This window comes from Mucilaginibacter sp. (genome assembly GCF_965200995.1).
Classification (GTDB): Bacteria; Bacteroidota; Bacteroidia; order Sphingobacteriales; family Sphingobacteriaceae; genus Mucilaginibacter.
Genome location: NZ_OZ241743.1, coordinates 548,831 through 571,331, shown reverse-complemented (window position 1 = coordinate 571,331; position 22,501 = coordinate 548,831). Strand labels below are relative to the sequence as shown.

General features: G+C 47.9%; 19 protein-coding genes. 8 read left to right on the top strand and 11 right to left on the bottom strand.

The genetic code is table 11. From position 1 onward, the window contains the following. Positions 1-135: 135 nt before the first annotated feature. The 3 genes from ettA to ACY652_RS02820 form a co-directional block, all read right to left on the bottom strand. The gene (gene ettA / locus ACY652_RS02830) at positions 136-1,818 is read right to left on the bottom strand and encodes an energy-dependent translational throttle protein EttA (protein ID WP_462266428.1); all 1,683 of its coding nucleotides are present in this window, start codon (positions 1,816-1,818) and stop codon (positions 136-138) included. 251 nt (positions 1,819-2,069) lie between these two features. Next, positions 2,070-3,269: a family 1 glycosylhydrolase gene (locus ACY652_RS02825; RefSeq protein ID WP_462266426.1), complete on the bottom strand. Its 1,200-nt coding sequence runs from the start codon at positions 3,267-3,269 to the stop codon at positions 2,070-2,072. Positions 3,270-3,403: 134 nt separating this feature from the next. Continuing rightward, entirely contained in the window at positions 3,404-4,132 is a 729-nt protein-coding gene (locus tag ACY652_RS02820; RefSeq protein ID WP_462266425.1) for an SDR family NAD(P)-dependent oxidoreductase, read from the bottom strand. Between the two features lie 393 nt (positions 4,133-4,525). Between ACY652_RS02820 and ACY652_RS02815 the strand changes: the two genes are divergently transcribed. Both ACY652_RS02815 and ACY652_RS02810 read left to right on the top strand, forming a co-directional pair. Next, positions 4,526-7,066 (top strand): ATP-dependent Clp protease ATP-binding subunit, encoded by a 2,541-nt coding sequence (locus tag ACY652_RS02815; protein ID WP_462266424.1) that lies wholly within the window; start codon positions 4,526-4,528, stop codon positions 7,064-7,066. A 140-nt stretch (positions 7,067-7,206) separates the two neighbouring features. Next, on the top strand, positions 7,207-7,614 hold the full coding sequence (locus tag ACY652_RS02810) for a hypothetical protein (RefSeq protein ID WP_462266423.1): 408 nt from the start codon (positions 7,207-7,209) through the stop codon (positions 7,612-7,614). A 295-nt stretch (positions 7,615-7,909) separates the two neighbouring features. On the opposite strand, the gene ACY652_RS02805 is transcribed toward ACY652_RS02810, so the two are convergent. The 5 genes from ACY652_RS02805 to ACY652_RS02785 all read right to left on the bottom strand — a co-directional run bounded on the left by ACY652_RS02805 (position 7,910) and on the right by ACY652_RS02785 (position 13,380). Further along, complete coding sequence (locus ACY652_RS02805) at positions 7,910-8,998, bottom strand: carboxypeptidase-like regulatory domain-containing protein (RefSeq protein ID WP_462266422.1); 1,089 nt, start codon at positions 8,996-8,998, stop codon at positions 7,910-7,912. A gap of 124 nt (positions 8,999-9,122) precedes the next feature. Further along, on the bottom strand, positions 9,123-10,571 hold the full coding sequence (asnS, locus tag ACY652_RS02800) for an asparagine--tRNA ligase (protein WP_462266421.1): 1,449 nt from the start codon (positions 10,569-10,571) through the stop codon (positions 9,123-9,125). 352 nt (positions 10,572-10,923) lie between these two features. Further along, complete coding sequence (locus ACY652_RS02795) at positions 10,924-11,847, bottom strand: AraC family transcriptional regulator (RefSeq protein ID WP_462266420.1); 924 nt, start codon at positions 11,845-11,847, stop codon at positions 10,924-10,926. 33 nt (positions 11,848-11,880) lie between these two features. Further along, positions 11,881-12,621 (bottom strand): SDR family oxidoreductase, encoded by a 741-nt coding sequence (locus ACY652_RS02790; RefSeq protein ID WP_462266419.1) that lies wholly within the window; start codon positions 12,619-12,621, stop codon positions 11,881-11,883. A gap of 189 nt (positions 12,622-12,810) precedes the next feature. Further along, a complete protein-coding gene (locus ACY652_RS02785) occupies positions 12,811-13,380 on the bottom strand; it encodes a cysteine hydrolase family protein (protein ID WP_462266418.1) in 570 nt (189 codons plus the stop codon). A 127-nt stretch (positions 13,381-13,507) separates the two neighbouring features. On the opposite strand from ACY652_RS02785, the gene ACY652_RS02780 reads away from it, so the two are divergent. Then, on the top strand, positions 13,508-13,867 hold the full coding sequence (locus ACY652_RS02780) for a hypothetical protein (protein ID WP_462266417.1): 360 nt from the start codon (positions 13,508-13,510) through the stop codon (positions 13,865-13,867). A 193-nt stretch (positions 13,868-14,060) separates the two neighbouring features. Next, complete coding sequence (locus tag ACY652_RS02775; RefSeq protein ID WP_462266416.1) at positions 14,061-14,705, top strand: DUF2306 domain-containing protein; 645 nt, start codon at positions 14,061-14,063, stop codon at positions 14,703-14,705. A gap of 122 nt (positions 14,706-14,827) precedes the next feature. Here the strand turns inward: ACY652_RS02775 and ACY652_RS02770 are convergent, their stop codons facing one another. Next, positions 14,828-15,052, bottom strand: a complete 225-nt coding sequence (locus ACY652_RS02770) for a hypothetical protein (protein ID WP_462266415.1) — start codon at positions 15,050-15,052, stop codon at positions 14,828-14,830. 144 nt (positions 15,053-15,196) lie between these two features. Here ACY652_RS02770 and ACY652_RS02765 point away from each other — a divergent pair, with 144 nt between their 5' ends. From ACY652_RS02765 to ACY652_RS02755, 3 genes are all read left to right on the top strand, one after another. Next, positions 15,197-15,856, top strand: coding sequence for a YdeI/OmpD-associated family protein (locus tag ACY652_RS02765; protein WP_462266414.1), 660 nt, complete (start codon positions 15,197-15,199; stop codon positions 15,854-15,856). A gap of 256 nt (positions 15,857-16,112) precedes the next feature. Beyond that, positions 16,113-16,409: a hypothetical protein gene (locus ACY652_RS02760; protein ID WP_462266413.1), complete on the top strand. Its 297-nt coding sequence runs from the start codon at positions 16,113-16,115 to the stop codon at positions 16,407-16,409. 138 nt (positions 16,410-16,547) lie between these two features. Beyond that, on the top strand, positions 16,548-16,811 hold the full coding sequence (locus tag ACY652_RS02755) for a hypothetical protein (RefSeq protein ID WP_462266412.1): 264 nt from the start codon (positions 16,548-16,550) through the stop codon (positions 16,809-16,811). A gap of 390 nt (positions 16,812-17,201) precedes the next feature. Here the strand turns inward: ACY652_RS02755 and ACY652_RS02750 are convergent, their stop codons facing one another. Beyond that, positions 17,202-17,543, bottom strand: coding sequence for an EthD domain-containing protein (locus ACY652_RS02750; RefSeq protein ID WP_462266411.1), 342 nt, complete (start codon positions 17,541-17,543; stop codon positions 17,202-17,204). A 289-nt stretch (positions 17,544-17,832) separates the two neighbouring features. Continuing rightward, on the bottom strand, positions 17,833-18,408 hold the full coding sequence (locus ACY652_RS02745; protein WP_462266410.1) for a Crp/Fnr family transcriptional regulator: 576 nt from the start codon (positions 18,406-18,408) through the stop codon (positions 17,833-17,835). A 207-nt stretch (positions 18,409-18,615) separates the two neighbouring features. Between ACY652_RS02745 and ACY652_RS02740 the strand changes: the two genes are divergently transcribed. Further along, a complete protein-coding gene (locus ACY652_RS02740; protein ID WP_462266409.1) occupies positions 18,616-22,314 on the top strand; it encodes a type IIG restriction enzyme/methyltransferase in 3,699 nt (1,232 codons plus the stop codon). The last annotated feature ends 187 nt before the right edge of the window (positions 22,315-22,501 follow it).

The window sequence follows — 22,501 nt, the reverse complement described above, 5'->3', positions numbered from 1 at the left end:
AAAAAACGCGTCATTGCGAGGTACGAAGCAATCCTCTGCTTACAGGGCGGGCTTGCAAGATTAAATTGCATAGTCGAGGATTGCTTCGTACCTCGCAATGACGCGTTGTGGAATTTTTTATATTTGCTTCTATACTCAACCCACCAGCTTCTTGTACTTAATGCGGTGTGGCGTATGGTCGCCTAAGCGTTTTTTGCGATTTTCTTCGTATTCGGAATAGTTGCCCTCGAAGAAGTAAACCTGCGAGTCGCCTTCAAAGGCGAGGATGTGGGTGCAGATGCGGTCCAAGAACCAGCGGTCGTGGCTGATGACCACGGCGCAGCCGCCAAAGTTTTCCAGCGCTTCTTCCAGGGCACGCAGGGTGTTTACGTCAATATCGTTGGTAGGCTCGTCCAGCAACAGTACATTGCTGCCTTTTTTAAGGGTAATGGCTAAATGCACCCGGTTACGCTCACCGCCCGATAGTACGTTCACCTTTTTTTGCTGATCGCCGCCGTTAAAGTTGAAGCGGGACACATAGGCACGGGAGTTTACCGGCCGGTTGCCCAGCAGGATGGTTTCCTGCCCGTCGGTAATATTTTCCCATACCGATTTGCCGGCATCCAGGTCATCATGCAACTGGTCTACATAACCCAATGCCACCGTTTCGCCTACGCGGAAAGTACCGGCATCCGGCTGTTCCTGCCCGGTAATCAGCCGGAACAGCGTAGTTTTACCGGCACCGTTAGGGCCGATGATACCCACAATGCCGGCAGGCGGCAAGGAGAAGGTCAGGTTCTCGAACAATACCCTGTCGCCATAGGTTTTGGTTACATTATTTACCTCAATTACCACGTTACCCAAACGTGGGCCGGGCGGAATGAACAGCTCCAGTTTATCTTCGCGCTCCTTGGTTTCCTCGGAGGCCAGCTTTTCATAGTTAGCCAAACGGGCCTTGCCTTTGGCATGGCGGGCTTTGGGCGCCATTTTTACCCACTCCAGTTCACGCTCCAGCGTTTTCTGGCGCTTGCTTTCTGTTTTTTCTTCCTGTGCTAACCGCTTGGCTTTCTGGTCGAGCCATGACGAGTAGTTGCCCTTCCACGGGATGCCTTCGCCACGGTCAAGCTCTAATATCCACCCGGCTACATTGTCTAAGAAATAGCGGTCGTGGGTTACCGCGATAACGGTGCCCTTGTATTGCTTCAGGTGCTGCTCCAGCCAGTCGATGGATTCCGCATCCAGGTGGTTGGTCGGCTCGTCTAACAGCAATACATCCGGCTCCTGCAGCAGCAGGCGGCATAAAGCCACCCGGCGGCGCTCACCGCCTGATAGTACGCCGATCTTCGCATCCGGGTCGGGACAGCGCAGGGCATCCATCGCGCGTTCCAGTTTGGTGTCCAGCTCCCAGGCGTTGGTGGCATCTATCTTGTCCTGCAGTTCGCCCTGGCGGGCCAGCAGTTTGTCTATCGCATCGGCATCCTCGTAATATTCGGGCAGGCCGAACTTTTCGTTGATGTCTTCGTATTCTTTCAGGATAGCGGTAATTTCGGCTACGCCTTCTTCCACCACTTCCTTTACGGTTTTGTCAGCATCCAGCTCCGGCTCCTGCGCCAGGTAACCTACGGTATAGCCCGGAGAAAATACCACCTCGCCCTGGTAGGCCTTATCCAGCCCGGCAATAATTTTTAATACCGATGATTTACCCGAACCGTTCAAGCCAATAACGCCGATTTTGGCGCCATAGAAGAACGACAGGTAGATATTTTTGAGCACTTGCTTTTGAGGCGGGTAAATTTTGTTTACCCCCGCCATCGAGAATATTATTTTTTCGTCGGCCATGTAGCGTTGTTGTTTACAAGCAAATATCTGAATCAGAATTTACAGAATGGAAGAATTGGCAGAATTAATCAATATCCGGTATTGTCCCTCCCGAGGGAGGGACAAGTTTACTACTTTACGTTAAGCCATTGATCCACTGAAAGTCCTCGCTGTCGCTGCGGGATTTTCGTTACTATCCCTAACGCAAAAAAAGGGCAGGTATCTCCTGTCCTTATTCTACCCGTCTTTCGCCGGTAACCGGCTTATATAATTTACAAATAAGTCTGTATACCGAAAGCCTCTTCCGCCAGCACGGGTTTCCAGTCTTCAATTAGTTTTTTGTAGGCTTCGCCTACCGGGCGTATCTTGCGGTTAAGGTCATATAAGCCTAACGGGTTAACATTGCCGGCCGGGTCGCGCAGGGCCGAATCCCAGTCTACCTGGTCCAGCAGGCTGAACCACGTGAACCCCACAATCGGGAAACCATCCTGCTTAAAGCGGTACAGGTTGGCCCATTCCTTTTGCAGCCACAGTACCGCATTAGGTTCGGCAATGTTGGTTTCGGTGTGCATTACGGGCAGGCGGTAGCGGTCGTAATACTGGTGGGTGATCACATAGTAACCAAATACCTCGCCCGAGGCGGAGGTGCTGCCATCGGCATGTACCATGTGCTCATTGGTGATGTAATAATCGGTACCCATAATGCACCGGGCCTTTACCTGATGGTCATGAAACCAGGTGTATTCTGCATCCGTCATGCCGTTTTCCAGCAGGTACTTATACATCATTACACTCACCGGATGCCCGTACGATAAATCGAGCGACAGAAAACGCTTTTCATTTAAAAAATGCGCCAGGTGCCGGCAAGCGGGGTTTTCGGGATGAAAATATTCCGAAGATTCACTTTGAATAAAAGTGGCATCGGGCTGCACTTCCAGTATGGCGTGCATGGCCATTACATTGGCCTTGCACAAATGCTTAAGGGCGGTTACAAAGGCTTTATCGCTGCTCAGGCACTCGTTCCACCACCCGTACTGGCCCGAGAACATAGCAGTAACAAAAATTTCGTTAATGGGGGTGTACAGGGTAGCATGCGGGTAACGGGCAGCAAAGGCTTTGGCATATTCTGCCAAATATTGCGGAAAATCAGGGTTTTGAAAATCGCCTATCCAGTCGGGTACGCCAAAATGGCAAAGGTCAACAATCGGGCATATATCTAACCGTTTTAACTCCGCCATAGGCTCATCTACAGTGCTCCAGTCATACTGGCCCCGGGCGGTATGAACCTTATAATAGGGCGGCCCCCAGCGCAAAAACTCAATCCCCATCTCTTTAACCAAAGCGAAGTCTTTCTTCCAGTGCTCGTAATGGCCGGTTTTTTCCAGTTCATCTACCCGCTGCTTCTGGCCGTTTACCATTATAGTGGGGTAGCTGTTTTCTATACCCGTACTGAACATGAATTTACTTTTCATATAGCATATACTTTTAAAAAAAATGCCGGGCATGGAATGATAAAGGCCGGATAATGGAATAGCCACTTTCAGCCTTCGTTACACAGAATCCGGCATTAAACATTTATAATTCATCAATTTAAATAACCTGCGCCCTACAAAATATCCAGGCGGCCACCGTCTACGACCAGGGTAGTACCGTTAATGTAGGCCGCCTCATCAGAAGCCAGAAAGCAGATAGCGGCGGCCAGGTTTTCAGGCTTGCCGATGGCGCCCTGTATCTTTTCCTTGCCATCCTTTACATTGGGGTTATCCCACAGCATAGGGGTATCTACCGCACCGGGCGCCACGCAGTTAAAGCGGGCCTGTGTGGAAGGATACTCCAGGCAAAGCCCTCGGGTAAAGGCTTCTATGGCACCCTTAGTAGCGGCATAGGGCAATACATTAGGGGTAGTTTCATGCGCATGTACCGAACTGAGGTTAACAAACGCCCCGCCCTTCATGTGCGGCAAGGCATATTTACAGAACAGGAACATGGAGCGCAGGTTTACCTGCATCACTTTATCCCAGTCCTCAATGCTCAGGTCAACAATAGGGGTAAAGGTCATCATGGCGGCATCGTTAACAATAACGTCTATCCGGCCGTATTTTTCCACTACGGTGTTAACGCACTGTTCAATTTGCGCCGGGTCGCCAATATCGGTTTGTAAGAACAAGGCTTCGCTACCGGCCGCTTGTATGGCCTTTACTACTTCGGCGCCTTCATCGGGCTTGCGGCCCACTACTATTACAGTTCCGCCTTCGCGGCCAAACTGCTCGGCAGCGGCACGGCCTATTCCCGACGTTCCGCCGCTCACCAGGCATATCTTGTTTTGAAATCTCATCGTTTGTTAAGTTATCCATACAAAACCTGTGTGTTAACTATTAAGTTTCAGCTAAAGCACATTAAACATTTACTGACGCTATGGCAGCAGTGGCGGATGCCACCTGTAAGAATAGCAGAAGGGCGAATTGCTATAAGGTTAAAATTTAAACTATTTAAAATATATACCATCAAACATCAGTATACCAGATACGTATACCGGTAAAATCAACGTTAACTAATTATTTTAGGGCGGTTGATTTGATTTATGGCAATGTTTAATAGATTGCGAAATAATTACGGTAACTGCGCCTTAAATCAACCCATATTGGCAGTATTGTTGTTAACAGTATATTATCGTTTGCAAGCCGGCTACCGGCGGGCAGATATTCACCTATATATTTGAAAGGTATTTATGGAAGCTAAGTTTTCGCCACGTGTTAAAGATGTCATTTCCTACAGCAGGGAAGAGGCCTTGCGCCTCGGGCATGACTATATTGGTACGGAGCACCTGCTGCTGGGGCTCATCCGTGATGGCGATGGTATAGCAATTAAGTTATTAAAAGGCTTGAATGTGGATACCGCCAAACTGCGCCGCGCAGTAGAGGATGCCGTAAAGGGCACCAGCGGCACCAACGTACATATTGGCAGCATACCGCTGACCAAGCAGGCCGAAAAGGTATTGAAGATTACTTACCTGGAGGCCAAGATATTTAAAAGCGATATTATCGGCACTGAGCATTTGCTGCTGTCGATTTTACGCGATGAGGACAACATCGCTTCCCAGTTGCTGATGCAGTTCAATGTGAATTACGATGTGTTTAAGAACGAAGTAGAATCGCATAAGAACAACATTACCGACGAGATGCCGGGTTCATCCACCGGAGGAGAGGACGATTACAAGGAGGACGATTCTTTCAGCCAGCCTAAAAAGGTGTCTGACATTAAATCAAAAACCCCGGTGCTGGACAACTTTGGCCGCGATTTGACCAAAGCTGCCGAGGATGGCAAACTGGACCCGATTGTGGGCCGCGAGAAGGAGATCGAGCGTGTATCGCAAATCCTGTCGCGCCGTAAAAAGAACAACCCGATCCTGATCGGTGAGCCGGGTGTAGGTAAATCGGCCATTGCCGAAGGTTTGGCGCTGCGCATTGTGCAACGCAAGGTATCGCGCGTATTGTTCAACAAACGGGTGGTTACTTTAGATTTAGCCTCGCTGGTAGCCGGTACCAAGTACCGCGGTCAGTTTGAGGAGCGCATGAAGGCCGTGATGAACGAGCTGGAAAAATCTCCGGATGTGATCCTGTTCATTGATGAGATCCATACCATTGTGGGCGCCGGTGGCGCTTCAGGGTCATTGGATGCCTCCAATATGTTTAAACCGGCCTTAGCCCGAGGAGAGATACAATGCATTGGTGCCACTACGTTAGACGAGTACCGTCAGTACATTGAAAAGGACGGCGCTTTAGACCGCCGTTTCCAGAAGGTAATGGTAGAGCCGGCATCAATTGATGAAACCATCGAGATTTTAACCCGCATCAAGGATAAGTATGAGGAGCACCACGGTGTAACTTATACCGATGAAGCGATAAAGGCCTGTGTGAATTTAACGGCACGTTACATTACCGACCGCTTTTTGCCGGATAAGGCCATTGATGCACTGGACGAATCAGGCTCGCGTGTGCATTTAACCAATATTCATGTACCGCAGGAGATACTGGATATTGAGCAGAAGATTGAGCAGATAAAGGTAGAGAAGAACCGCGTGGTACGCAGCCAGAAATACGAGGAAGCGGCAAAACTGCGCGATACCGAAAAGCATTTGCTGGAAGAACTGGAGCAGGCTAAAACCAGCTGGGAAGCCGAAACCAAAGCCAAGCGTTATACCGTAAGCGAAGATAACGTGGCCGAAGTAGTAGCCATGATGACCGGCATCCCGGTGCAGAAGGTAGGCCAGGCCGACAGCCAGAAGCTGCTGAACATGGGCGATAAGATTAAGGATAAGATTATCGGCCAGGATGATGCGGTGAAGAAGTTAGCGAAAGCTATTCAGCGTACCCGTGCGGGGTTAAAAGACCCGAAGAAACCGATAGGTTCCTTTATTTTCTTAGGCCCTACCGGTGTTGGTAAAACCGAATTAGCCAAAGAGCTGGCCCGCTTTATGTTCGATACTGAGGATTCACTGATCCAGATTGACATGAGCGAGTACATGGAAAAATTTGCCGTGTCGCGCCTGGTGGGTGCGCCTCCGGGTTACGTAGGTTACGAAGAAGGCGGACAGTTAACCGAAAAGGTACGCCGCAAGCCATACGCTGTGGTGTTACTGGATGAGATCGAGAAAGCGCACCCGGATGTGTTCAATATTCTGTTGCAGGTATTGGATGAAGGCCAGCTGACCGACTCCTTAGGCCGCAAGGTGGATTTCAGGAATACCATCATCATCATGACCTCTAACATTGGCGCACGCCAGTTGAAGGATTTTGGCCAGGGTGTGGGTTTCAACACGGCTGCCAAACTGAACCAGGCTGACGCACACTCCAGGGGAGTGATTGAAAACGCGTTGAAACGCGCCTTTGCACCTGAGTTTTTAAACCGCGTGGATGATGTAATAGTGTTTAACTCTTTAAGCAAAGAGGACATCTTTAAGATTATCGATATCGAGCTGCAGTCGCTGTTCGGCCGCATCAACTCACTGGGTTACACCATCGAGCTGACCGAAAATGCCAAGGAGGTAATTGCCGAGCGCGGTTACGACCAGAACTTTGGCGCCCGCCCGCTCAAGCGTGCCATTCAGAAATACCTGGAAGACCCGATTGCGGAGGAAATACTGAAGGGCGAACTGGCCGAAGGCGACGTTATGGAAGTGGATTTCGATAAAGAAGCCAACGAAATGAAGGTTACCGCCAAAAAGCGCGAAGGTGAAGACAAAGCACCTGAGGAAGAAGAAGCCAAGTAAGCAACTCACTGATAAAGTACAAGGCGGCCTGTAAAACAGGCCGCCTTTTTTATTGAGGTTAATTTTTTTGTAAAATGCTGATTAAACCGTGACACCTTTTTGCACATCTATACATCTGTATAAATAAACATAACTGTATTATGAAAAGAATTTTATCTATTGCCTGCTGCTGCCTGTTGCTGATGGTAGCCGCCACTTCATGCGTAAAAAAAGAGTATGTAGAGAATAACAATACAAAAACCATCCCTTTTACTACTACTTCGACAAGCTGGAAGACTACTGATGGTGGCCGTAACTGGACTACGATTTTAGATGTTGCTGAAATTGACAGCTACCTGAACACCAATGGCGGTATATTGGTGTACCTGTCTTACGACAATGGAGCGCACTACGAGCAGTTGCCCGAGGTGTATAACGGAATTTCCTATAGCTATGAACATGCCATCGGAAGCATCGCCATTACGGCGCAAGCCTATAATAGTACTGCCCAGATTACCAATCCCGGCAACACGGTGGTTAAAGTGGTGCTGATAGATTCGGCGCCCTGATAAAATAAAGCGTTTAAAAAAACGGTAGCAGGCATAATCTTCTGTGATTTCTACCGCAGGAAGAAATCTTCGGCTGTTAGTCATCAGGCATCTACCACCGCGTCATTGCGAGGTACGAAGCAATCTCTCTGCATCTGGTCTCAGCTAAGTGCAGAGGGATTGCTTCGTACCTCGCAATGACGGGCAGGATAGCTTGGTGATTAAATGCCCTGCCATTTCTCCCTGCGGTCGAAATGACAGGGCATGAATCTCTAAACAAGAAAACAGCACTTAATTGCAGCCTTCGCTTTGTAGCCTATGGTACAGGCTCATAATTAACCGGCAGCAGCACCGATACGCCGCCTGCGCCCCAGCCGCCTTCATAGAGCACCTTGTCGGGATTTATGATGATGCCGTTGCTGTCAAACAGGGCATAATCAGCAGTAATGGTAATGATATTGGTAGGATGATTGGCATCCTTTTGCTGTGCATCTACCTTAAGGGTATTGTTGTAGTCATGCTTTTTGGTGTACACAATATAAAGGCAATCCTTAAAGGTAAGCGCGAACAGCCCTGTCTGATCAGTGCGCTTTATATAAGCATCCGTGGTTAAAGGCGTTGAAACCAGCGTTTGTGCGGCTTTCAGGGTTGAGGTAGCGTCCTTTTTTGGCCTGATCAGCCGCATCACCCTGAAACCTTCGGCATCGGGCTGGTTAGACAATACCGCGCGTAAAAAATGCATACCCGAGCCCTGGTAGGCCTCCAGCCGGTTCTTCTTCCATCGCCGCAGCTGCGCCGGCTTGCCGGCCATCTCTTCAAACAGGGCAGGGCCGGCATAATAAGTAATACCGGCTTTCATATCTTTGCTGTAAATGTCCAGCTGGTAATGGATACGGTAGCCCAGTGCTTGATTTTCCACCACCAGGTATTGTGATGAAGAAGCGGTTAATGTACGGTTAGCGGCATCAAAGTCGAAACCTAAAATGTCAGGGTTTATAATTTTACAGGCTGCGGCATTTGCGGTATATCCCAAAAAATCCCGTTTAAAAATGGCGTAATTGCGCTCCCAGTCGTTATTGGGTTTAATGGTTACCTCTGCCAGTTCGGTTATCTTTTCCTGCAGGGCAATGGCCGCCAGTTCACTGCTTTGGCTAACCCTGAAAGTTCCGGTATAACGTTCAAAGCCTATGGCTGAAACGATGATCTCGTATTGCCCCGGCTTGTTCAGCGTTAAAGAAAAACGCCCTTCGGTATTGGTTTTGGTGCCTAAGGTGGTGTTATTTACATAGATGCTTACATCAGCAACGGGCGATTTGCTTTTGGAATTAATTATTTTGCCGCTAAGCGTAATTTGCCCCAGGCAGGTAAGCGGCAAGAGCAGAACAAGGAGCAGATACTTAAGCATATATCAAACTAAATAATTAGTTAAATATAGATATAGAATGGTTACCTGCAAACTTTTTAAGCGCTTACCATTAAATATCTGTCCAATAAAAAAGCCTCCCCGGTGAGGAAAGGCTTTTTGTGTTTTAAAACTCAGCGTTTTTAGGAAAACGCGGAAAAGGTATCACATCCCTGATGTTGCCCATGCCGGTTACAAACAGCACCAAACGCTCAAAGCCCAAACCAAAGCCCGCATGAGGGCAGGCCCCAAAACGGCGGGTATCCAGGTACCACCACAGGTCTTCCTTCGGGATGCCCATTTCATCCATGCGCTGCTCCAATTTATCTAAGCGCTCCTCGCGCTGCGAGCCGCCCACAATTTCGCCAATGCCGGGGAACAGAATATCCATCGCCCTTACCGTTTCGTGCCCTTGGGCATCCAGTTCGTTCTGGCGCATGTAAAAGGCTTTAATCTGCTTCGGATAATCGGTGAGGATGACCGGCTTTTTAAAATGCTTCTCCACCAGGTAACGCTCATGTTCCGATTGCAGATCGGCGCCCCAGCCTTCAATCGGGTACTGAAACTTCTTTTTCTTGTTCGGGGTAGAATCCTTTAATATGTCAATCGCCTGTGTATAGGTAAGGCGCTCAAAATCATTACTTAAACAAAATTGCAGTTTATCCAGCAGGCTCATGTCCGAGCGCTCTTGCTGCGGCTTGCTTTTTTCCTCCTCCTGCAAACGCTGGCTTAAAAAGGCCAGGTCATCCGCATTTTTCTCTAAAGCGTAATTAATGGTGTATTTTAACAGGGCCTCAGCCAGATCCATGTTATCATCCAGGTCATAAAAAGCCATTTCCGGCTCAATCATCCAGAACTCCGCCAAATGGCGGGTAGTGTTGGAGTTTTCGGCACGGAAGGTAGGGCCGAAGGTATAAATATCACTCAGCGCCATCGCACCCAATTCGCCCTCTAACTGGCCGGATACGGTAAGGTTAGTGGCTTTGCCGAAAAAATCCTGCTTGTAATCAATCTCGCCGGTCTCGGTTTTTGGCGGATTGGCCAGGTCAAAGTTGGTTACCTTAAAGGCTTCACCGGCACCTTCGGCATCTGATGCGGTGATGACCGGCGTATGCAGGTATACAAAGCCCCGCTCCTGAAAAAACTGGTGCACGGCAAAGGCCAGGCTGTTGCGTACCCGGAATATAGCCCCAAAGGTTTGGGTGCGAAAACGCAAATGTGCAATCTCGCGCAAAAACTCCAAACTGTGTTTTTTGGGTTGCAGCGGATACTTTTCCGGGTCGCTGTCGCCTAAAACTTCAATTTCGGTTGCCTTCACCTCCACACTTTGGCCTTTACCCAAAGAGGCAATCAGCATACCGGTAGCACTGATGGCTGCGCCGGTGGTAATGCGCTTTAACAGTTCGGGGTCGGTGTTCTCAAAATCAACCACTACCTGCAGGTTCTGGTTGGTAGAGCCATCGTTTAAAGCAATAAACTGGTTGTTCCTGAAGGTGCGCACCCAGCCTTTTACGGTTACCCGGGTATCGGTAGGTGTGCTTGCTAAAATTGCCTTAATTTTTATACGCTGACTCATGAGTTTTTTGCCTGTTGATATAGAAACGGCAAAAATACAATTATTTGGCAGGATAGAAACAGGTACGATGTCAGTTTGAATTGGTACGCCGGCTTAATTTATACATTTAAACCTATACACAATTAGTAAGTTAGTCCGGCCGGTTCTTCATCTTGATTGTAAGAAGCTGTTTAAAACGAGTAAATATATTACTTGTGATTGCGAGGTACGAAGTATCGGCCCCCTCTGAATCTCCCCCCGGTAGGGGAGACTTTCGATTTGCTTATTTTGTAGCCCTCCCTACCGGGGAGGGTTGGGCTTCCTCGCAATGCCAAACACTTAAATAGGATTATTTTTAAACAGCTTTTATGGCTCAGTTCGGATTCGGATTTTTACGGTACAGCGCAGGCGATGAATTGGTTTTTTGCTTAAATAGCTTATTAAAAGATTGCGGATGCTCAAAGCCCAGCTTGTAGGCAATTTCGGCAGTTGTTAACTGGTTTTGGCTCAGCAGGTCTTTCGCTTTTTCGATAAGCACAAGGTGGATGTGCTGCTGTGTGGTTTTGCCGGTAAGTGTTTTAAGCATATCAGAAAGATAGCGTTGCGAAACATTCAGGTAGGCTGCCACATCCTGCGGCGAAGGCAAGCCGCTGATCACCGTATCTGAATGATCAAACTGATTTGTTAACCACAAATTCATCCGGTCAATCAGGTTATGGTAATGGTTTTTCCGGGTGATGAACTGCCTGTTGTAAAAACGGTTGCTGTGGTTCAACAGCAACTCCAACTGCGAAACCAGCACATCATTGCTGTACTGGTCAATGTTATGGTCAAGTTCGGCAACAATGGCCTGAAAGAGCATCGTCATGGTATTTTTCTCCTTGTCAGACAGGAACAAAGCTTCCGAAACCGAATAAGAGAAAAATCCATAGTGCCGGATAGTTTGTGCCAGCGGGTAACCCTGTAACAGATCCGGATGAAAGTAGAGTACGTATCCCTGGTAATCATTCAGGTTGCCCGATTTCTGTACCCGCTGATCAGGTGCCAGAAAGGCCATGCCGCCTTCTTTAAAATCGTAGGTGCCCGGCCCGTATTTAATGCTCCCGGTAAAATTCCTTTTCAGGGTAATCTTATAAAAGTCCAGCATATACCAACTGCCGGCATCAACAAGATCGATGGGTGTACTGTCGTAATCAGCAACGGTAATCAGTGGATGTAAAGGCGCAGGCATCCCCATCCGGTGCTGAAGGCTGGAGATGCTGTTGAACCGCAACGGTGCTGCTGGGGCCGGTTTCATGGTTTTGCGTAGTTCATCAGGTAAGGGTATCAACTAACTTTGCACTGCCGGGCGGATCACAATATCGCCAATATCAACATTATCTGGCTGGCTGATAGCGTAGGCGATGGCATCGGCTATCGCATCCGCAGGAATGGCGATCTGGTCGGATTTTTCCTGGCTGGTTTTTCTGAGCGCCTCATTTTTGATATGGCTCACAAACTCTGTTTTAACATTGCCCGGCGAAATACCGGTTACCCGCCAGCGCCCCTCAGATTCCTGGCGTAATGCTTCGCTGATGGTGCGGATTGCATTTTTGGTGCCTGCGTACACACCCATGGTTGGAACAATGGCAATTCCGGCTGTGGATATGATGTTGATGATGTGCCCGTATCCCTGCTTTTTAAATTCAGGCAGTGCTGCGGCCATCCCGTATAGCGTACCTTTAAGGTTAACGTCTATCATCTGCTCCCAACCCTCCACATCCAGGTCTTCCATGCGGTGTAACTGGGCGATACCCGCATTGTTGATCATCACATCTATTTTGCCAAAAGTTGTAACCGCCAGGTTTACGAGTGCCTGCACCTCATCGCGGCGCGTTACATCCGCTTCCGTGCAAACCGCTTCGCCGCCGGTCTTTTTAATGGCATCTGCAATCAATTCAAGTTTCTCTGCTCTGCGTGCTGCCAAAACCACCTTTGCACCTTTGGCAGCCAGCAGTTCTGCTGTGGCTTTCCCAATACCGCTGCTTGCCCCTGTAATGGCTACTACTTTGCCTTCAATTCTGTTTTCCATAGTTTTTGATATTTACTGATTACAAAGTTTTTGAAACCCTATAATTAAGGTGTAGCCGATATGGTAAAATATGTAGCCTGTTTGGTACTGGGGAGGATGATGGGCAAAATAGTTGTACCGCCTATCGGATCAGTAAAGCACCGGCCTTACGTAATCAATCAGGCAAGGCCGGTTAATGGGGGTGGTTACTCAGGCTACGCTTTGTATCCAATCGCCGCTGCCTTGCACCTCCGCCTGCATCGGAAACACCTTTTCCATCAGCACCTGGTGCAGTTCGGGTTCCGGGTCGGCGCAGCAGTCGCTAAGTACGGTAACCCGGTAGTCGGCATCCGCTGCAAAGCGCAGGGTAGACAATACCACGCCGGCGGTGCGCACACCGGCCAGCACCAGGTTTTGTATACCATGCGATTGTAAAACCAGGCTCAAATTACTGCCGGCGAAGGCGCCGTAGCGTTTCTTGTCAATAATGGTGTCGCCGGGTTGCACCTGTATCTGCGGTATCAGGCGGCTTTGCTCGCCGCTCAGCATCTGCTTCTCCTTTACCTGCTGAAAAAAGGGCATGGTATTGGGGCCGATTTCGGGATAACCTTCCTGAAAGCCTACTTTGGCAAAAATTACTTTTATACCTGCCTGGCGTGCGGCGGCGGTTGCCTGGTTTACTTTGGCGGCCAGTTCATCAATGCCGGGCAGTTGGTCGGCAATGCCTTGCTGGTAATCCATTATCAGCAGGGCGGTTTGGGTAGTTAATAGGGTACTCATACCTTAAATGAAGCATCAGGTATTCTGTATTGTTTTTATTGTGGTGCAACTTATAAATAATGTATATTAGCTGTAACATATAATGATGTAACCCTGTCTAACCATTAAACTGCTAATATTAAAAATTATGAAAAAAAGACTCTTATTCGCTTTGCTGTTCATCAGCAGCCTGGGTGTAGCTATTGCCGCGGTAGCCGATTTAACCGGCAAATGGACTGGTAGCGTATCCGCCCCGGATGGTGGTAATTACGGGCTTACCTACAACCTGAAAGCCGAAGGTGCAAAGCTGACCGGAACGGTAGAAACCCCGGTAGGCACAGCCCCGATTACCGATGGCAAAATCAGCGGCAATGATTTTTCTTTCAATGTAAGCCTCAATGGTACGGATGTGCCTAATAAAGGCAAGTATTATACTGATTCCATTGGCGTAGATATTGATTACAGCGGAACTATAATGCATGCCAAAATGCTGCGTGCGGCCAAGTAACAGATTTTAATCTTTACAAAACCAAAAGGGTGCCTGCTTGCAGGCACCCTTTTGGTTTTGTAAGTACCGCGTATGGCAGCAATTAACCGATTATCTCCTGCTTTTACCGCCAAAACCGGGGCGTTCACCGCTTTGGTGTACTAACGCAGCCATAGCAGAAGTACTTTTGTGTTAAATCAAATGCACACAGGTGATGAAAGCTAATCTGTTTATCCGCAATGCCGCCATAGTGCTGGCCATAGCTATAGGCTTATATCCGCTGCTATATGTGTTTACAGATATGCACACTGCCGGCTTATTGCAATCAAAACCCAAAGCCCTGCTGAATGATACCGTATGGAATACGATGTTCTACATCCATATTTTTACCGGCGGCCTGGCTTTGCTTACCGGCTGGCCGCAGCTTAACGCCAAACGCCGCAAACGCCAGATCAATAGTCACCGCATTTTAGGTCAAATTTATTTAATAGCCGTAGCCGCCAGCAGTATTACCGGGTTGTACGTCGCTTTTTTTGCCACAGGCGGCTTGGTATGTGCTTACGGATTTTCAGCGCTGGCGCTGTTGTGGCTGTTTACCGCCTCGGCAGCTTACATGATGACGCGCCACAAACAGGCAGAGGCGCAACGCCGCTGGATGATTTTGAATTACAGCCTTACCTTTGCAGCCGTTACGCTGCGCCTGTGGCTGCCGCTGCTGCTTGCCGTTGGGCATGTAGAGTTTGTAACGGCTTACCGCATGGCAGCCTGGTTGTGCTGGGTGCCTAACCTGGCGCTGGCCTGGTGGCTCAGCCGGCCTAAAGGCGCCAAAAGGCATTTACAACTGGCACAGGCGCTTTAATTAAGGCTTTACTTCAGGTAGAAGCGGCTTTGGATGGCAGTTACCAGTAAAAAAAGTGGATGCTGCAAATAATAAAGCAAAAGGAATGGTTACCGTTCCCCTTGCCTTGTTGATGATGTTAGCTATTTGCGTTTTGCAGAATCGGTACTGTTGCTATCGCGCTTAGCGGCCGAATTGGAATCGGCGGCCATGGTACCGGCCTTGCTGTTCATGGTAGCGGTAGAGTCCATCACCTGTTTATTTACCATGGTGGAGTCCGTCTTTTCGCCCGAAGCGCCGCCTTTGCAGGCAGCCATTGATCCGGCCAGCGCCAAAAGGGCTGCTGTTGCTTTTAATGTGTTTTTCATGATTGCAGTAATATTTCTTGTACAAGGCTGCAGGCTGCCGTTTTGTTTTGGTGCAGCCCGCCCAGGGCTGTTGTATTGCAGGGCCTTTATGTGGTGAACAGATAACAGGGGTATCTACCGTAATTTTTTTATTAAGTTTAAGCCATGAACGCCCTCGCCAAAAAACTGCAGATGAAACCCGGCCAGAACTGGCTGCTGTATAACGCGCCCGAAGGGTACCCCGCATTGCTGGAACCGTTGCCCGGTGGCCTGAACCTGCATTTTACCCCCGGCAATAAAGCGGATGGCGTACAGGTGTTTGTAAAAAACCGCGAAGAGTTAAAGGCAGCCTTACAGCGCGTTCAGCCTGTGTTAAGTGATACCTCCGTACTGTGGGTGATCTACCCCAAAAAAAGTGCAAAGATACCTACAGACCTGGCCATGACCGGCGAATGGCAAGAAGCGGAACAGTACGGCCTAACCAGTGTGGCCGCCGCGGCTATTGATGCCACCTGGACGGCCCTGCGCTTTAAGCCGTCGTCGCAGGTTAAGGTTTCGGCTACCTGTAATGCCGAACTGCCGGCAACGCCTTACGCCGGATATATTGATACCGCCGCCCGGCAGGTTACGCTGCCGCCTGATGTTATTGCTGCCCTGCAGCCGCATCCGGCGGCGCTGGATTATCTGCAATCCTTATCCTATTCGCATAAAAAGGAGTATGTACTGTGGATACTTACCGCAAAGCAGGAAAAGACCCGGCAGCAGCGGCTGGCTAAAATGACCGGAATGCTGTTGCAGCGCAAAAAGAACCCGGCCGACAGGTAATTAGCCGGTGCAGCTGCCGATGATATAATGGTAAGGCAGCACCGGGCCTGCATCCCTGTGAAGGCTAAATTTTGCGTATTTACCACCGCCCATTTTGCGTATATCTACTACCTGGGGGAGTAATCTTTTGCATTAATTTTGGATAACATCCGCAGAATTAGTTACGTTAAAGTTAAAATAAGGCCAGCAGCCTTAAATTAACATAGGGAGATCGGTTAATGTTAAACCATTAATTAAAACAGGGAGGAGAACAACTATGACAAGCAGCTATGCATTCCGGGATTTTTGCCTTCAGTTTACCTATTACGGTAAATTGCACATTTTCCGTGTTTCCGAACTTGCAATGCGGAAGGGCGGCTACGCTTACCTGGTGCGGCTGCCAAACAGCAGGGGGGTGCTAACTTCGCATAACAACGAGTGGTCGCTGGTAAGTAATGACCCGCTGCTGCATAAACTGAAAAAGCGGATCATCAGGGAAATAAAAGCCAACAAGGTGCTTACCCACATCGTGAGGTCGCTGTATCAGTCGCGCCAGGAGCTTAAGGTAAGCTAAAGGGGGGCGAGGGTTTACTGGTAGCAGCAGGCGGCAGCCTCAACAGTGCGGTAGCTTTTGCGAATGCATATTTATCGTAACTCCTTAATAAACCATCTGTTAAGTTTTGTGTTTAACCTGTACACAAACACAGATACCATGAACAAGCTAAAAACCTATTTAGCCGTGCTGATGATCAGCATGGGTGCTTTAAGCGCTGCTGCGCAAAGCGTGCAAACCTCAACCACCACCAAGCAGGTACAGCATACCAAAAAAGACGGTACGGCTGATAAGCGTTACAAAACCAGCACTGATACCAAGGTATCGGCCACGCCAACCAAAAAGGATGGCACGCCCGATATGCGCTACAAAACCAACAAAACAACCACCACTACCAAAAAGGCCGCAAAGCCTAAACAGTAGTTGCTAATTGTATAAACCACAAAACCCGGCCATAAGCCGGGTTTTGTGGTTTATAGCTTACGCTTTACCTCCGCGAAGAGACAACTTATCATCGCAGTTGCAGGGAGAAACTTTTTGCAGTGGGTATACTGCCCTAAAGATTTTTAAATTCTTCCGCAGTTGGACAAGATAAATTAACTTTTATCCCTCCCCTGGGAGGGTAGGGAGGGGTTCTGCGCCGGATAAGCAAGCAAGTTTTATTTTATTGCATTAGATAATGTAATACTTACTATAAAGTTTCCCCCTGCCGCAGAAACCCTTCCCTGCCCTCCCCAGGGGAGGGACGAGCGGCTGATGAGTTTGGCACTTTATTTTTCCAGCACTTGTGTTGCAGTTGTATTGATAGGCAGGTTATATCACTTCATTTTCTGCGCATATTAAAAAATCGCAGCCCTGCAGGTCCAGAAACTTCTCTTCATCGGGGCGTATGATTTCCATATAGCGGCTGGCCGCAAACACTTTACCAATGGAGGCGGCATCATCAAACCAAAGCTCGGTGGTGCCATCGTACTTTGGCGGCGGCAGGCCCGGCAGGCTGGCATTAATTAAATGGCCCTGCACATAACGGCGAACATACTGCTGCACTTCGGGCAGCGATTTAAACAGCGGCGCATGCTGGTTGCGATGATAGGCCACAAACTCTTCGGTGGTCATATCCGCGCGTTTTTTCAACAGGATGGTGAACTTGATCATACGTGTTTTCTTAAGTTTTTATAAAAGAACTAACCATGCAAAGGTAAGGTTGCCGCAAAGCCGAAACCGTTAACCTGGGTTAAGAAAACAGCAGGGGTACCGCATCCATGAATGTGCTGAAGATAAACAATGCGGTCAATGCCGGACTTGTTTCAGCAGCCCTCAGGATGAGTATACCGTTGCGCTGGCCGCGTGGTTACCTTAATATGGGCGCTGCCGGCGGGATGCTGAAACAAGTGCAGCATGATGTGGAAAGGGTTATCTGAATTTGAAAAAAATATACTGAACATCAGGGGTGCAGCATCCGCCTGCGCAGCCGGCTTAATGATTCGGGCTTGATGCCGAGGTAGGAGGCCAGGTGCTGCTGCGAAACCTGGGCGGATAGCCCGGGCCGGGTGCGCAGCAGGTGCTGGTAGCGCTGCCAGGGCGATAGCAGTTGCAGCATTTCTACCCGCTCATTCAACTCTAAATATACACGCTCGGCAACCAGCCGGCCAAAGCGCTCCCACGCAGCCGACCGGCGGTATAACTGCTGCACATCCTCATAGGCGAAGGCAAGTACCTCGGCAGAAGTAAGCGCCTGCCAGTGGTAATGCGAGGGCTGCTGGGTAATAAAGCTCTGAAAATCCACAAAGAAATGGCCTGCGGTAGCAAAGCGGTAAGTGATCTGGTTACCCGCTTCATCCGCATAATACATTCTGAACACGCCTTGCTGCAAAAACCAGATATGCCGGCATACCTGCCCCTGCTGTAGCAGGTGCGCCTTCTTTTTAATGCTGTAAGATTTTATGAGGGGCGCCAGAAGCCAAAAATCATCCTCTGGCATAGGGGATATGGCGTTAATTACAGCTTTAAGTTGCTCCATGTGGTAAAAGTAGCGGATTACTGATGAACAGCACTTAGCCGTTGAACAGAATTTTATCTGTTGAGTTTACTGCCTGCCGGATACCGGCCATACGGTTACGTATTGAAATGATTACCCCCCCGATTTAATATAGCGCGTATTAAGGTTTGCATACGGCATTAGGCATTGTAAAATTTTATGTATTAATTTACGCTATCAGAACCGCCGATGCACCTTAAACCTGTTACCCCGAAGCAAGCGCTCAACAAGGCCTACCTTAAAGAGAAGGTAAACCGTGCCGATATTGAGCTTTTTAAAAAGCATTTTGCCGATCTGCTGAATAAAATTAACGATAAGGCCGACGAGGAACACCTGAAATCGCTGGTGGCTGATTTTTTAAAGTTCAGCTGGTATAAGGATAGTTACCAGATCAACCCCATTGGTAAAAATGATTTGGTGATACATACCGGCAAATCTCCTGCCGACCCTATCGGGGTGATATTAGAGGTAAAAAGCGTTGCCAATAAAACCGAGATGCTGAGTGAGCAGAAGCCCAACACAAAGGCGCTGCGCGAATTGATACTCTATTACCTTACCGAGCGCATTACCCATAACCGCCACGAGATAAAGCAACTGATAGCCACCAATATTTTTGAGTGGTATATAATTGATGCCAACGAGTTTGACAAAAAGATATACCGCAACACCGCCATTAAAAAGCTGTTTGAGCAAAAGAAGGCGGATAATAAGGATAACCCCTGGTTTTATGCAGAGCTGGAAAAATTACTGGCAGATAGTGATTTGAGTTTAGAAGCGGTTTATTTCGATATCAGGACCTATAGTAAGTATGCACTGAACGATAACCCGGATGATGATACGAAGCTGATACCGCTGTTCAAGATACTGTCGCCGGTGCATTTGCTCAAGCTCTCGTTCGCTAATGACAGCAATACGCTGCAACCTAAATTTTACTCGGAACTGCTGCACATTATCGGTTTATATGAGTACAAGGAAGGCAGCAAGAAGCTCATCAGCCGCAAAAAGGAGGGGGAGCGCAACCCCGGCTCGCTGCTGGAAAACACCATTACCAACCTGGACAGCCACGATAAGATCTCGCGGCTCGACCGCCCCTCGCAATACGGCGAAACCTATGCCGAACGCCAGTATACTGTGGCGCTCGAACTGGTGATTACCTGGGTGAACCGCATCCTGTTTTTGAAACTGCTGGAAGCGCAGCTATTGAACTACCATAAAGGCGATAAGGCGTACACCTTTTTAAACAAGGATAAGATACGGGACTTTGACGACTTGGATAAGCTGTTTTTCCGGGTGCTGGCCAAACGCCCGGCCGAGCGCAGCCAGGAGGTAATGCGGCTGTTTGGCAATGTGCCTTACTTAAACTCCTCGTTGTTTGAGCCTACCGAGCTGGAACACCAAACGCTGTTCATTAACAATTTAGAAGATAATATAGCGCTGCCCTTGTTGAGCGCCACCGTATTGAAGGACGGGAGCGGCAAAACACGTAAAGGGGGTTTTGTTACGCTGGATTACCTGTTTGATTTTTTAAACGCCTATGATTTTAGCAGCGAGGGGGCCGAGGAGATACAGGAGGACAATAAAACGCTGATTAACGCCTCGGTGCTGGGGCTGATATTTGAGAAGATAAACGGGTATAAGGACGGCTCTTTTTTTACGCCCGGCTTTATTACCATGTACATGTGCCGCGAAACCATACGCCGCGCCGTGGTGCAAAAGTTTAACGAGGCCAAAGGCTGGGAATTGAAGGACTACAGCGAACTGTATGACCGCATTACCGACCGCCACGAGGCCAACAGCCTGATTAACAGCCTGAAGATATGCGACCCGGCCGTTGGCTCGGGGCACTTTTTAGTATCGGCCCTGAATGAGCTGATTGCCATAAAAAGCGACCTGAACATACTGATGGGCGCCGATGGCCGCACCCTGCGCGATTACCGCATGGAGGTGGTGAACGATGAGCTGATTGTGCTGGACGAGAACAACGACCCCTTTAAGTACCACTACAAAGACCTGCGCAGCCAAACGGTGCAGCAAACCCTGTTTCACGAAAAGCAGACGCTGATAGAGAACTGCCTGTTCGGGGTGGATATTAACCCCAACTCGGTAAAGATATGCCGCCTGCGCCTGTGGATTGAGCTGCTGAAAAATGCCTACTACAAAACGGTTGCAGGCGGGTTACTGGAGCTGGAAACGCTGCCCAATATCGATATCAACATTAAAACCGGCAACTCGCTCATCAGCCGCTTTGCGCTGGATGCGGATTTGAAGCAGGCGTTGAAAAAGAACAAGATCAGCATTGAGGGGTACCGCAATGCCGTAGCCACCTACCGTAACGCGCGCGACAAGGAGCAGAAGCGCGAGATGGAAGGCATCATCAATACCATTAAAAGCAACTTTAGAACCGAGATAGCCCGTAACGACCCGAAGCTGCTAAAGCTGAACCGCCAGAGCGGTGAACTGTACAACCTTACCAACCAGCAGCAGTTATTTGGCGAAAGCCGTGCAGCCGCCAAAGAGCGTAAACTAAAACAGGCCAAACTGGAAAAGGAGGTAGAAGCCCTGCGCTTAGAAGTAGAAGAAATTAAGAACAACAAAATCTACGAAAATGCCTTTGAGTGGCGTTTTGAATTTCCAGAAGTGTTAAATGAAGATGGTGTTTTCATTGGGTTTGATGTGGTGATTGGAAATCCACCTTATATATCTAATTGGGATTTATCTGCCAGTAATAGAAGCCAAGTGCTTTTTTTAGAAGAAACTTACAAGCCTTATTTGACAGGTCATTGGGATTTGTTCGGAGGGTTTATAATTAAGAGTTATCAGATACTAAAAAAATCAGGTTATAACTCGTTTATATTACCAACCTCCTTTTATAAAGAAAAACATTCCACAGAACTACGAAAGTTCTTTTTGGAAAACGTTTCTATCATTGAGTTAATAGATTTCGATAAACAAGTAGTATTTGAAGATGTTGCAAGGCAAACCGGCGTGTATTTAGTTAATAAAACTAAATTGTTTGAAGATGAATTTCGGCTAAAAATTGGAATATCAGACATAGGCAGGGATATCCAACAGTCATTCTATAAGCGACTAAAAAATTATGCATTTAAAACTAATGTGAATAATAATGATATTGAAATATATCAAAAATTAAATAGCAATTCTATTTTGCTGGGAAATTTAGTTTGCATTAATACAGGTGTTGTTGCACACTCAAAAGTTGAAAGTCCAATAAAATTCACTAAAGATTCTGTTATTTATGATAGTTACAAAGATGGTTACAAAAAATATGTTGAGGGATTAAACATAAGTCCGTATTCAATCAAGTTCGACAATCAGTATATTGACTATACTTCGAATGTCAACTATTTTCATCGAGCCAAATATCCTCAGCTTTTTGAATCCGAAAAAATTATAGTCAGAAGAATAAGTGGAAAAAACAACTCGTTTTTTGCATCACTTGACATAAGCAATTATTACTCGAATGATAATTTGATGCATGTTCTTCTATGGAATGAAGATTTATTAAAATACCAAAAACCAGAAAAAAAGTGGACTGTAAAAATCATTCCTGGATTGTCCTTACAATATATTTTAGCAATTTTAAATTCACGTTTAAATACTTATTATTTTAGTAAATTTTTAAGTACAGATACATTGCAGGGTAGCTATTCGAGCATATATCCTGAAGATATAAGGCAAATTCCTGTAAAGATTGGAACCATTCAGCAACAAAAAACAATTTTAAGTTTAGTTGATAGCATATTAAGTATACGAGCTTCGGATCCTGCAAAAGAAGTTACTATGTACATAAAAGAAATTGACCAACTCGTCTATCAGCTTTACAACCTCACCGACGAGGAGATCAAAATTGTAGAAGGGGAGGCGTAACCGGCGGCCACTACCCGGCGGCCTGCCCGCCACCACACGGTGTGCCCGGCCGCCACCGGTTCGGCGCGGTTTGCATCCGTTTTTTTGCCGTTTATGGCATTTTATCGCCTTTTATGGAATTTTATCAACTTTAATAGAGCGTTTTCGGGTCTGTAAACCGCTCTGCTTGCTCAACCAAGGCCGCCAA